Origin of the sequence: Methylorubrum extorquens, assembly GCF_024169925.1 — a bacterium.
Classification (GTDB): Bacteria; Pseudomonadota; Alphaproteobacteria; order Rhizobiales; family Beijerinckiaceae; genus Methylobacterium; species Methylobacterium extorquens_A.
In genome coordinates this window covers 3101330-3112580 of record NZ_JALJXF010000001.1, presented here as the reverse complement: position 1 = coordinate 3112580, position 11251 = coordinate 3101330, and the positions used below count along the sequence as shown (strand labels likewise).

Sequence of the window (11251 nt, the reverse complement as noted above, 5' to 3'; positions counted from 1 at the left end):
CGCTACTTCGGGGCGCGAAAAGATTCGTCTCGAAAAGGATGACCCCGATGGCGAGCGTCGATGTCGATATGGTGAAGTGCGCCTGCCCGGACTGCGTGTGCGTGGTCTCGGTCACCAAGGCGGTGAAGCGCGACGAGAAGGCCTTCTGCTGCGACGAGTGTGCCGAAGGCCACCCCGACCATGCCGGCTGCGACCACGCCGGCTGTAGCTGCCACGGCTGATCCGTCGAAGGCGCGACCGGGCGCGCCTCAGTTCGCCCCGGTCGGCGGCGTCGCCGTTGCCTTGGCCAGGAAGCGCATCAGCGCGTCGCGGTCCTCGGCACTGTTGATCGTCTGCTCCGGCATCCGCGTGCCGGGGGTGAAGCGCGCCGGGCCGAGTTCGAACAGGCGGGCGACCGTCTCCGGCGTCCAGACGATGTCCATGCCCTTGAGCGCTTCCGAGTAGCGGTAGCCCGCGACCGTCGCGATGCGCCGGCCGAAGAGGCCGGCGAGCGTCGGCCCGGCGCGGGGTGCGTCGCCGGGCGTGAGGGTGTGACAGGCGACACAGGCGCGGAACACCTCCGCGCCCCGCTCGCCGTGGAACGTAGCGAGCGCGTCCGCGGGCCGGGGCATGGCGAGGGGGCCGATCGGCTCGCCGGTCGCGGCGTTCCAGCGCCGCACGAGGCGGTCGCCCCCACCGGTGACGAGTTCGCTCCCATCCGGCCGCCACACCACGGACCAGACCGGAAGGCCCGGCCCGACCAGCGTGAACAGGATCTTTCCGCTCGCCCGCTCGATCATCGCGACGGTTCCGCCCGCGCTTGCGGCGGCGATCCGGGTGCCGTTGGGCGCCGGCGCCAGCGCGATCACCGGGGCAGGGCCGAGTTCGACCTCTGCCCGCACCTGCCCGTCGGGCGCGAGGAACCGCACCGTGGCATCCGCCCCCGCCGCGGCGATCTCGCCATCCCCGGTCACCGCCAGCGCGCTGAGGGCGCTCGGAAGCGTCACGGTCAGAGACGTCTCCCCCTGCGACGTCCAGATCCGCACGCTCGCGTCCGCTCCGGCCGTGACGAGGCGCCCATCGGGCAGGAAGGCGACCGCGTTGACGTTGCCCCTGTGTCCTTCGAGAACCCGCGCCGGCCCGCCCGCCAGGGGCCAGATCCGCGCAGTGCCGTCCCAGGCGGCGGAGGCCAGCATGGTGCCGTCGGGCGAGACGGCGAGCCCGGCGACGGGGCCGGCATGTCCTTCGAGCACGCGCTCCGGCTCGGCCTGTCCCAGCCGCCACAGGGCGATGCGCCCGTCCTCCGAGGCGCTGGCGAAGCGCCCGTCGGCGAGGGCCGCCACGGCGTTCACCGCGCCGTCGTGGAAGCGCAGGACGCTCAGCGCCGCGCCGGCCTCGAGACCCCAGACGATCGCCGCCTGATCGAACCCGCCCGAGACCGCCAGGCGACCGTCGCCGGTCACGGCCAGCGCCCGAACCGGCCCGCCGTGGCCGCGCATCTGCGCCGCCGCGGGCACCGCGAGCAGAAGGGCCGCGATCAGACCGAGACTCCGCGTCGCCCACATTGGTATCTGCATCCCACTCCGTTTCCCCGGCGGACCATACGCGACCGGTCGGGACGCCGTCCGCCCGCCGGAGGTGAGGGTTTGTGTCTCAGGCGCCGGAGGGGCGGAATGCAAAACCTTGATCCGCGCCCGGCGATGGCGCATCGCTCGCGGCGATGACACAGGACGGAGCCTCACGCATCCTCGCCGTTCGGCCCGCCGCATTGCCGGCGCGCGCGGACGCCTGAGTGATGCGCGCCCCCTCTGCCGCCCTGACACCGCTCGCCGATGCGCTCGCCCTGCTGCTGCGCCTTGCCAAGCCGGTCGTGCCGCGATCGGTGCCGCTGGATCGGGCGGCTGGGCACGTTGCCGCGACATCGCTCACGATCGCCCACGACATCCCGGCCGGGCTCACCGCCCTGCGCGACGGCTTCGCGGTGGACGCCGCGCAGGTCGGCGGCGCCTCACCCTACGCACCGGTGTTGCTGCCACGCGCACCTGTTTGGGTCGAAGCGGGCGAGCGCCTGCCGCCCGGCACCGACGCGGTGCTGCCCGCCGAGGGGGTGGAGCACCGCAGCGCCGTGGCGGAAGTCGGTCCGGGCGAGGGCACCCGCGCTAAGGGCGAGGATTTTTCCGAAGGCGACACCCTCCTGAGGGCAGGCGAGCGGATCGCACCGCGCCACCTTCTCGGCCTTGCTGCCGCGGGGTTTTTCGAGGTCGCCATTCGGCAAGCCCGGATTCGCCTCGTGGTCACGGGGGCGCCGGACTTCCTGTCGCCGCTTCTCGGCGCCGTGATCGCGCGGGCGGGCGGCCTCACCGAGACCGTGGCGGTGCCGGATGACCCCGAACAGATCGCCCGCACCATCGCGGCCGAGGGAGCGGATGCGGTGTTCGTCCTCGGCGGCAGCGGTTTCGGGCGCACCGACCGCAGCGCCGAAGGTTTGGCGCAAGCCGGCCGCGTGATCGCGCATGGCCTCGCCCTGCGGCCCGGCGAGACGGCGGGGATCGGCGAGGCCGGGGATCGCCCGGTCCTGCTCCTGCCCGGCGGGCCCGATGCGGCACTCGCGGTTCTCCTGGCGCTCGGTCGGCCGCTGATCGCGGCCCTGACCGGCGCTGTCGAACCGGCCCCGCGGACAGGGCCGACCGCGCGCAAGATCACCTCGACCGTCGGACTTGCGGAGATCGTCTTCGTACGCGTCCAGGGGTCGGAGGTCGAACCCCTCGGCGGGGCCGATCTTGCCCTGCGCCGATTGATCGAGGCAGACGGAATCGTGCTGGTTCCGCCGGAGCGGGAGGGTTACCCGGCCGGCAGCGTGGTCGAGGTGGTGCCGCTGTGAGCGCGGATCGCGAGACGGACTTCGCCCGGCGCCTCGCCGCGGCCGCCCGGCAGGAGCAGTTCCTGACGGTGATGAGCCGCGAGGACGCGCATGCGGCTTTCCGCGCGGCGGTCCCGCACGTGGCACTGCCGCCGGAGACCGTGCCGCTGGCCCAGGCGCTCGGGCGGGTGCTCGCCGACGACATCGCCTCGCCGATCGACGTGCCGCCGTTCGACCGCGCTCTGGTCGATGGCTTCGCGCTTCGCGCCGCCGACACCGAGGGCGCCAACGCGGCGCGGCCCCGCCGGCTCGCCCTCAACCGCGAAATCCTGGCCTGCGGCGTCGCCCCGACGCTTCCCGTCGCCGCCGGCACCGCGACGCCGATCGCCACCGGCGGCATGATCCCGCGCGGGGCCGACGCGGTAGTGATGGTCGAGCAGACCGAGTTCTTCGAAGCCGACTTGGCCATCGACGTGACAGGTCCGGTCCGGCCGGGGCAGTTCGTCGGCTATGCCGGCGCCGACATGGCCTCCGGCGAAACTGTCCTGCGAAAAGGTGTGGTGGTGACCGCCCGCGAGATCGGCATGCTCGCCGCCTGCGGACTCGCCGAGATCGCGGTGGTGCGCCGCCCCCGCGTCGCCGTGCTCTCGACGGGCGACGAACTCGTCGCCCCGGGGGCGGAACTGCGACCGGGCGCGATCTACGATTCGAACGGCGCCATCGTCGCGGCCTCGGTCGCTGAGAATGGCGGCGTGCCGGTGCCGCTCGGCATCGTCCCTGACGACGAGGCGGCGCTCGGGGTCGCCCTGCGCGATGCGCTGGCGCGGAGCGATCTCGTCGTACTCTCCGGGGGCACCTCGAAGGGCGCGGGCGATGTCTCGCACCGCATCCTGTCTCGGCTCGGCCCGCCCGGCATCCTCGTTCACGGCGTCGCGCTGAAACCCGGCAAGCCGCTCTGCCTTGCCGTCGCCGAAGGCAAGGCGGTGGTGGTGCTGCCGGGCTTCCCGACCTCGGCGATGTTCACCTTCCACGAATTCGTGGTGCCGCTGGTGCGCGCCCTCGCCGGCCTGCCGCCGCGGGAGGAGGAAGCGGTATCGGCCCGCCTGCCGCAGCGGTTGACCTCCGAACTCGGCCGCACCGAATTCGTGATGGCCTCGCTTGCGCAAGCGCGTGACGGCCTGGTCGCCCTGCCGCTGCCGAAAGGCTCCGGCTCCGTCACCGCCTTCTCCCAGGCCGACGGCTTCTTCGCCGTGCCCGCCGCGCGCTCGGGCGTCGAAGCGGGTGAAACGGTCTCGGTGGTGCGTCTCGGGGCCGGCGTGCGGCCGCCGGACCTCACGGTCATCGGAAGTCACTGCATCGGGCTCGACCGGGTGGTCGGTCTGCTCGCCGCGCGTGGTTTTCGCGCCCGCACCGTGTGGGTCGGTTCGGCCGGGGGACTGGCGGCCCTGCGCCGCGGCGAGTGCGATCTGGCCGCCATGCACCTGTTCGACCCGGAGACCGGCCGCTACAACGCGCCCTTCCTCGAACCCGGCATGACACTCGCCCTCGGTTGGCGCAGGCTCCAGGGCGTGGTGTTCCGCACGGGTGACGCCCGCTTCAAGGGCCGAGGCGCCGCCGACGCGGTGAGCGCGGCGCTGGCCGATCCGGAGGCGGTGATGGTCAACCGCAATGCCGGCTCCGGCACCCGGCTCCTCGTGGACGGCCTGATCGGCGCGGCCCGGCCGGCCGGATTCTGGAACCAACCGCGTTCGCACAACGCCGTCGCGACGGCGGTGGCGCAGGGTCGGGCCGATTGGGGGGTCGCGATCGCGAGCGTCGCCACGGCCTACGGCCTCGGCTTCCTGCCGCTGGCGCAGGAGCACTACGATTTCGCCTACCGCGAGGCGGATTGCGAGAAGCCCGCGCTCGCAGCCTTCCTGGCGCTGCTCGGGACCGCCGAGGCGGATGCGGCCCTCAACGAACTCGGGTTCGAACCCGGCGGAGGCGAATCGTGAGCGACCTGCGCATCATCGGCCTTGCCGGCTGGAGCGGGGCGGGCAAGACCACGCTTCTCGCCCGCCTCATCCCCGTGCTCGTCGCCCGCGGGGTACGGGTCGCGACCCTCAAGCATGCCCACCACGCCTTCGACATCGATCATCCGGGCAAGGATTCCTTCGTCCACCGGCAGGCCGGTGCGAGCGAAGTGATCGTATCCTCCGCCCGGCGCTGGGCGCAGATCCGCGAGGTCGAGGAGGGTGCGGAAGCGACCTTGCCCGAATTGCTGCGGCGGCTGACACCGAGCGGTCTCGCCCTGGTCGAAGGCTTCAAATGCGAGGCGCATCCGAAGCTTGAGGTGTTCCGCGCGGCCAACGGCCGTGCGCCACTGCACGGAGACGATCCGCGCGTCGTCGGCATCGCCAGCGACGTGCCCTTCCCGCAGGCGACAGTGCCGGTGGTCGGGCTCGACGACGTCGAGGCCATCGCCGATCTCGTGATCGCGCGCGCCGAGGCCCTCGAGTCCGTGCTCGCCCGGCTGGAAAGACCCTAGAGTATCGTCCTGGATATCGGATCCAGGGCAATACCCTAGGTTATTGTTTTGGCATCGTCTTTTCCGAAAGCCGGTGGCCACCTTTCGGGACGAAGCTTTAGCCATGGCACAGCTCACCGATGATTGCTTCGCCTTCGGGGGCAAGCCGATGCGGATCGAGGAGGCGGTGGCGCTGATCGCCGAGCGCTTCCCCGTGGTCGCCGGCACGGAGACGGTGCCGCTCGGCCTCGCCGACGGGCGGATCGCCGCCGAGGACGTCTTTGCGGGTCACGACCTGCCGCCCTTCGCCAACGCGGCGGTCGATGGTTACGCCGTGCGCTTTGCCGACCTCGCCGCAGGGGCCGAGACCGTCCTGCCGGTCAGCGGCCGGCTCGCGGCCGGCGCGGCGGCCGGCGAGCTGCCCGCAGGGACGGCGATCCGCATCTTCACCGGTGCGCCGATGCCGCCCGGCGCCGAGACCGTCTTCATGCAGGAGGACGTGCGCCGCGAGGGCGAGCGGGTCGTCCTGCCGCCGGGGCTGAAGCCCGGCGCCAATGCCCGGCCCGCGGGCGAGGATCTGGCGGCGGACGGCCTCGCGATCCCCGCCGGGCAGCGCCTACGCCCGCAGGATCTGGCGCTGGCCGCCGCGACCGGCCACGCGCAGATTGCCGTGCGCCGCCGGCTGCGGGTTGCCGTCTTCTCGACCGGCGACGAGCTGACCGAGCCCGGCGCCCCCCTTCGCCCCGGCGCGATCCACGATTCGAACCGCGTGCTGCTCGTGACCCTGCTGACCCGGCTCGGCGTCGCGGTGGACGACCTCGGCATCCTGCGCGACGACCCCGCGACCCTGCCGGCCCACCTCGCCGAGGCGGCGCGGGACCACGACCTGATCCTGACCTCCGGCGGCGTCTCGACCGGGGAGGAGGATCACGTGAAGACAGCCGTCGAGGCGCAGGGCCGGCTGATGCTCTGGCGGCTCGCGATCAAGCCGGGCCGTCCGGTGGCGGTGGGGCTGGTCGCCGGTACGCCCTTCGTGGGACTGCCGGGCAATCCGGTGGCAGTTTACGTCACGCTGCTCTTCGTCGTGCGGCCTTTGCTCGCCCGGCTCGGCGGCGCAGGCTACGAGCCGCCCTTGTCCTGGCCGGTGCGGGCGGGCTTCAGCTACCGCAAGAAGGCGGGCCGCCGCGAATTCGTCCGCGTCACTCTCGTCCGTGACGGCGAGGGCGGCCTGGAGGCACGAAAGTTTCCGCGCGACGGAGCGGGCGTGCTGACCTCGCTCACCGAGAGCGACGGCCTCGTGGAGTTGCCCGACGACGCGACCGTTGTGAGCCCCGGCGATCCGCTGGCCTATTATCCGCACGGACTTCTGTGGTGAGGGGTCGCGCCTCCACCTGAGACATCAGAGGGGCGGCGCGTAGCCGGGTGTCCGTCCGGCACGGCTGCGCAATTCCTCGCGAAAGGCCGCGAGCCGCTCCGCGTCGATCCTCGCGTGGATCGCGAGGAAATACGTCTCCCAACCCACGGGCCGGAACTCCAAAGCGAAGCGCTCGGCGACGCCGCGGGTGCCCATGCCGACATCGGCCGCGCCGGTGGCGATCAGGGCCGCCACCGCCTGATGCGTGAACTCCTCGGTCTGGTGGCCGACGATGCCCGCGACGTCGATGCCGGCCTCCGCACAGAGCCGCTCGAACCAGATCCGGGTGCCGGCGCCCCGCTGGCGGTTGACGAAGCGCGCCCGCCGCGCGGCGATGTCGGCGACACCTCCCAATTCGAGCGGGTTGCCGGCGGCCAGCATCAGGCCCTGTTCCCGGCGGAACAGCGGGACGACGACGAGATCGCGGCGGTCGAACACGGCCCCGAAGGATGCGGGCGGCGGGCCGTCCGAGCCATAGTGGAAGCCCGCGGCATCCACCGCCCCCTCGCGCAGCCGCGCCAGGGCGTCGAGGCTGCCGGCGACCATGAGGTCGATCTCCCGCCGCGCCTCGACCGCCTCCAGCAGCAGCGGGTCGTGGCTTGCAGCCACGCGGATGCGTGCATCGGCCGGCTCCAGAAGCCGCCGCAGGCCCTCCGTCAGCGCCATCTCCTCTGCGGCAAGCGCAGGGGCGAGGCGGGTCTGCGACGCCTGTAGCAACGTCAGCAGTGCGACCCCAAGCGGCGTGAGGCTGCTGCCATGCCCCTTGGTCTTCACCACGACCGGCTGGCCGAGTGCTTGTTCCAGCGCGTCGAGCTGCCCCCAGGCCGAGCGATAGGAGATCGAGAGCGCCTCGGCCGCCCCCTGGAGCGAACCGGTCCGGCCGAGCGCGTCGAGGAGCAGGTGCGCGCCGCGGAGCGCGAAGTCGGACGCGCCCTCGCAGTGGCCCTCGACGTGAAGGCGGACGCCGAGCCCATCCCACCCGGAGACGACCCGCGACAGGGCCGGCTCATCCTCGACATCCATATGCAAGGCCTTTCCTATTGATCTTGCGTGCGCTGGCGTATCATCCCGACTTGCCCCGCGCAGCCCCGGACGCGCCTCAGGCGCACCCCCGGTTACGGATGAGCGGATCCCTTCGAGCCGAGCCCCTTGAGCCAAACCTTTCAGGAGACGTTCTCACGCCTGTGGACGCTCGACCGGGATGTCCTGGCGATCGCGTGGCTGTCCCTGCGCGTCAGCCTCACCGCGGTCGGCATCGGGCTCGTGCTCGGCGTTCCGCTCGGGAGCCTGATCGCGGTGGCGCGGTTTCCGGGGCGCGGCGCCGTGGTCGGGCTTCTCAACACGTTCATGGGCCTGCCGCCGGTGATCGTCGGACTGATCCTGTATCTCGCCCTCTCCCGGTCGGGGCCCTTCGGGGCGTTCGGCCTGCTCTTCACCCCCGCCGCGATGGTGGCGGCGCAGGCGGTGCTGGCGACCCCTCTCGTCGCGGCGCTGACGCGGCAGGTCATCGCCGACGCCGAAGCGCATCTGGGCGAGCAGCTGCGCTCGCTGCGCCTCTCCGCACCGCGGCGAGCGGGGGTGCTGATCTATGACGCGCGCTTCTCGCTGGTCACGGCGGCGCTGGCCGCTTTCGGCCGGGCGATCTCGGAGATCGGCGCGGTGCTCGTCGTCGGCGGCAACATCGACGGGCATACCCGCACCATGACGACGGCAATCTCTTTGGAGACGCAGAAGGGCGACCTCAGCCTCGCCCTGGCGCTCGGCCTCGTGCTGATGAGCCTCGTGCTGGCCGTAAACGCTGGCGCCGCGCTCCTGCGCAACCAAGTCGCGAAGGCCTACGGATGAGCGCGGCCCCCGCCATCCATCTCGACGGCGTCAGCCTGACGCTCGGCGGGCGGCCGATCCTCGACCGTCTCGACCTCGACATCGCCGCGCCCGGCATCACGGCCCTGATCGGCCCCAACGGAGCCGGCAAGAGCGTCACCCTGCGGGTGATCGACGGCCTTTTGCAGCCGGATGCCGGCACGGTTCGCCTCACGCCCGGCCGCCGCGCCTTCGTGTTCCAGCGCCCCGCTCTGGTGCGGGCGAGTGCGGCCGCCAACGTCGCCCTCGGGCTGGTTGCGCTGAAGCTGCCCCGCCGGGAGCGCACCGAGCGGATCGAGGCGGCGCTGGCCCGCGTCGGCCTGGCGGCGCGGGCGCATGATGCGGCGACGCGATTCTCGGGCGGCGAGCAGCAGCGCCTTGCGCTCGCCCGTGCCTGGGCGATGCGGCCCGACCTCCTGCTCCTCGACGAGCCCACAGCGAGCCTCGACCCGGCGGCCACCGAGACCATCGAGAGACTAATCACCGAGATGGCGCAGGCCGGTACCACCGTGCTCCTCGTCTCGCACAATCTCGGGCAGGTCGCCCGGCTCGCCGACGACACCGTGGTGCTCGCCGCCGGCCGCGCCGTGGAGCGGGGCCCGACCCGATCCGTCCTCTTCTCACCCCGCACCGACGAGGCGCGGGCCTATCTCACCGGAGAACTGCCTTGGACTTCCTTCGCCGCAGCTTCCTGACCGTCTCGCTCCTTGCCGCCCTCGGCGCCGTCTCGCCGGTCCGCGCCGAGCCGACCTCGATCGTCGTCGCCTCCACGACCTCGACCGAGCAATCGGGCCTGTTCAAGCACATCCTGCCGCTGTTCAAACAGAAGAGTGGGATCGAGGTGAAGGTGGTGGCGCTCGGCACCGGCCAGGCCCTCGACGCGGCGCGAAGGGGCGACGCCGACGTCGTGCTCGTTCACGACCGCCCAGCCGAGGACAAGTTCGTCGCCGAGGGCTTCGCCAAGGGGCGGCAGGACGTGATGTACAACGACTTCGTGCTGATCGGCCCGAAGGCCGACCCGGCGGGCATCCGCGGCAAGGGCGTGGACGACGCCTTCAAGGCCATCGCGGCGGGACAAGCGCCCTTCGTCTCACGCGGCGACCGCTCCGGCACCCACAGCGCCGAGCTGCGGAGCTGGAAGGAGGCCGGCATCGATCTCCCGGCTGTGCGCGGCGATTGGTATCGCGATGTCGGACAGGGCATGGGCCCGGCGCTCAACACCGCCTCGTCGCTCGGCGCCTACATCCTGGCCGACCGTGGCACGTGGCTCTCGTTCAAGAACCGGGGCGACCTGACCATCCTCGTCGAGGGCGACAAGCGTCTGTTCAATCCCTACGGCGTGATGCTGGTGAATCCGGAGAAGCACCCGACCGTGAAGGTGAAGGAGGGCCAGGCCTTCATCGACTGGCTGGTCTCGCCCGATGGACAGCGGGCCATCGCCGATTACAAGATCAACGGCGAGCCGCTGTTCTTCCCGAGCGCGAAGAAGGGCTGATTCATCCCCCTCCGATACACCGCCTCGTCCTGAGGTGCCGCGCAGCGGCCTCGAAGGATCGTCCAGGGAGTTGCGCGGCTGCCGGAGGATCCTTCGAGGGCGACACTGCGCGCCGCCACCTCAGGGTGAGGGAGAAGGGGTGGAGAAATGCGCGTGGCCGATCGTCTTTACCGCGGCGGCCCGGATTGCCGCCTGCGGGCGAACATCCACAGGGCCAGCACCGCCAGCGCGATCACGACGCTGACCCAGACCCAGTTGAAATCGGTGGCTGCGGCCGTCGCCGCGCCCGAACTGGAGCCGGACGGCCCCGATTCCGGAATCGGCGGGGCAGGGTTGGTCGCCTGGGCGAGGGCCGCCTGAAGTCCGGTGAGCCAGACCGTCAGGGCGAAGGCGGCGTGTCTCATGATACGCAAACTCCAAGGGTTGAGACCGTCTGGGCAGGGCGATTACTGTTTCGCCTTCTCGAACTGGAAGGCCGGTGCCTCATTGAGCTGTGCCTTGGTCAGGCGCACCTCGGCGTGGATCAGATCCTGGCCCACGAGCACCGTCGCGGGCGTCGCACTGGGCCGCTGCGGCTCGACCGAACCGGTCGCATCGGTGACGCGGCCGCTCTGCTGGTTCTGCATGGCGCCAAGCACCTCGGGGGACACCTTCGCGCCCGGCATCGTCTCGGCGGTGGCCCTGTCGGCCGCCTTCTCGCTCGGCGCGTTGTCGGTCGTCACCACGGAGGAGGCGCCGCTGGTCAACGAGACGTCACCGAAGTTCCAGGCAAGCTGATCGAAGGGCACCGCGACGTATTTCTCGCCGACGCCGAGGAAGCCGCCGACGCCGATCACCACCGCCTGGATGCGGCCGGTACCGTCCACGAGCACGTCTTCGATCTTCCCGACCCGGACGTGGTCCGCGCCGACCACGCCGACGCCGATCACCTTCGAGCCGCGCATCGTGCCCGCCTCGGGCTGTTCGATGAAGCGGGCGGCCGCCGACCCGGAGGGCGGCGCCTCAGCGCGAGCCGGGAGCGGGGCAGCCGCGAGTAAGAGGGCGAGGGCAGCGAGCGCGGATCGCGGGACGCTGGACAAGGTGGGACGCATCCGTGACTCCGGGTTCGGACGTGCTGGTGCCCCGTTAACGGCC

12 protein-coding genes are annotated in these 11251 nt (G+C 71.9%); 8 read left to right on the top strand and 4 right to left on the bottom strand.

Annotated elements, in window-relative coordinates; all coding sequences use genetic code 11:
* Nucleotides 1–47: 47 nt before the first annotated feature.
* Entirely contained in the window at nt 48–221 is a 174-nt protein-coding gene (locus tag J2W78_RS14765; RefSeq protein WP_003606929.1) for a metallothionein, read from the top strand.
* A gap of 27 nt (nt 222–248) precedes the next feature.
* Here the strand turns inward: J2W78_RS14765 and J2W78_RS14760 are convergent, their stop codons facing one another.
* Nucleotides 249–1544 (bottom strand): c-type cytochrome, encoded by a 1296-nt coding sequence (locus J2W78_RS14760; RefSeq protein ID WP_253371664.1) that lies wholly within the window; start codon nt 1542–1544, stop codon nt 249–251.
* Nucleotides 1545–1774: 230 nt separating this feature from the next.
* Between J2W78_RS14760 and J2W78_RS14755 the strand changes: the two genes are divergently transcribed.
* From J2W78_RS14755 to J2W78_RS14740, 4 genes are all read left to right on the top strand, one after another.
* The gene (locus J2W78_RS14755; protein ID WP_253371662.1) at nt 1775–2860 is read left to right on the top strand and encodes a molybdopterin-binding protein; all 1086 of its coding nucleotides are present in this window, start codon (nt 1775–1777) and stop codon (nt 2858–2860) included.
* Nucleotides 2857–4833: a molybdopterin biosynthesis protein gene (locus J2W78_RS14750; RefSeq protein ID WP_253371660.1), complete on the top strand. Its 1977-nt coding sequence runs from the start codon at nt 2857–2859 to the stop codon at nt 4831–4833. The genes J2W78_RS14755 and J2W78_RS14750 overlap by 4 nt, the downstream gene beginning before the upstream one ends.
* Complete coding sequence (mobB, locus tag J2W78_RS14745; RefSeq protein WP_253371658.1) at nt 4830–5366, top strand: molybdopterin-guanine dinucleotide biosynthesis protein B; 537 nt, start codon at nt 4830–4832, stop codon at nt 5364–5366. The genes J2W78_RS14750 and mobB overlap by 4 nt, the downstream gene beginning before the upstream one ends.
* A gap of 103 nt (nt 5367–5469) precedes the next feature.
* On the top strand, nt 5470–6720 hold the full coding sequence (locus J2W78_RS14740; protein ID WP_253371656.1) for a molybdopterin molybdotransferase MoeA: 1251 nt from the start codon (nt 5470–5472) through the stop codon (nt 6718–6720).
* A gap of 24 nt (nt 6721–6744) precedes the next feature.
* Here the strand turns inward: J2W78_RS14740 and J2W78_RS14735 are convergent, their stop codons facing one another.
* A complete protein-coding gene (locus tag J2W78_RS14735) occupies nt 6745–7782 on the bottom strand; it encodes a substrate-binding domain-containing protein (protein WP_253371654.1) in 1038 nt (345 codons plus the stop codon).
* Between the two features lie 126 nt (nt 7783–7908).
* Here J2W78_RS14735 and J2W78_RS14730 point away from each other — a divergent pair, with 126 nt between their 5' ends.
* From J2W78_RS14730 to J2W78_RS14720, 3 genes are read left to right on the top strand one after another with little or no spacing between them, the layout of a single operon-like run.
* On the top strand, nt 7909–8604 hold the full coding sequence (locus J2W78_RS14730) for an ABC transporter permease (RefSeq protein ID WP_253371652.1): 696 nt from the start codon (nt 7909–7911) through the stop codon (nt 8602–8604).
* On the top strand, nt 8601–9317 hold the full coding sequence (locus J2W78_RS14725) for an ABC transporter ATP-binding protein (protein WP_253371650.1): 717 nt from the start codon (nt 8601–8603) through the stop codon (nt 9315–9317). The genes J2W78_RS14730 and J2W78_RS14725 overlap by 4 nt, the downstream gene beginning before the upstream one ends.
* Complete coding sequence (locus tag J2W78_RS14720; RefSeq protein ID WP_253371648.1) at nt 9290–10117, top strand: substrate-binding domain-containing protein; 828 nt, start codon at nt 9290–9292, stop codon at nt 10115–10117. Before J2W78_RS14725 ends, J2W78_RS14720 begins: the two co-directional genes overlap by 28 nt.
* A gap of 167 nt (nt 10118–10284) precedes the next feature.
* Here the strand turns inward: J2W78_RS14720 and J2W78_RS14715 are convergent, their stop codons facing one another.
* A complete protein-coding gene (locus J2W78_RS14715; RefSeq protein ID WP_253371646.1) occupies nt 10285–10521 on the bottom strand; it encodes a hypothetical protein in 237 nt (78 codons plus the stop codon).
* Nucleotides 10522–10563: 42 nt separating this feature from the next.
* A complete protein-coding gene (locus tag J2W78_RS14710) occupies nt 10564–11208 on the bottom strand; it encodes a PRC-barrel domain-containing protein (RefSeq protein WP_253371644.1) in 645 nt (214 codons plus the stop codon).
* Nucleotides 11209–11251 lie beyond the last annotated feature (43 nt).

Bases quoted from the DNA above. Each gene is read 5' to 3' on its own strand.
- J2W78_RS14765 (WP_003606929.1), top strand. From the start codon at position 48: ATGGCGAGCGTCGATGTCGATATGGTGAAGTGCGCCTGCCCGGACTGC.
- J2W78_RS14760 (WP_253371664.1), bottom strand. From the start codon at position 1,544: ATGTGGGCGACGCGGAGTCTCGGTCTGATCGCGGCCCTTCTGCTCGCG.
- J2W78_RS14755 (WP_253371662.1), top strand. From the start codon at position 1,775: ATGCGCGCCCCCTCTGCCGCCCTGACACCGCTCGCCGATGCGCTCGCC.
- J2W78_RS14740 (WP_253371656.1), top strand. From the start codon at position 5,470: ATGGCACAGCTCACCGATGATTGCTTCGCCTTCGGGGGCAAGCCGATG.
- J2W78_RS14735 (WP_253371654.1), bottom strand. From the start codon at position 7,782: ATGGATGTCGAGGATGAGCCGGCCCTGTCGCGGGTCGTCTCCGGGTGG.
- J2W78_RS14725 (WP_253371650.1), top strand. From the start codon at position 8,601: ATGAGCGCGGCCCCCGCCATCCATCTCGACGGCGTCAGCCTGACGCTC.
- J2W78_RS14715 (WP_253371646.1), bottom strand. From the start codon at position 10,521: ATGAGACACGCCGCCTTCGCCCTGACGGTCTGGCTCACCGGACTTCAG.
- J2W78_RS14710 (WP_253371644.1), bottom strand. From the start codon at position 11,208: ATGCGTCCCACCTTGTCCAGCGTCCCGCGATCCGCGCTCGCTGCCCTC.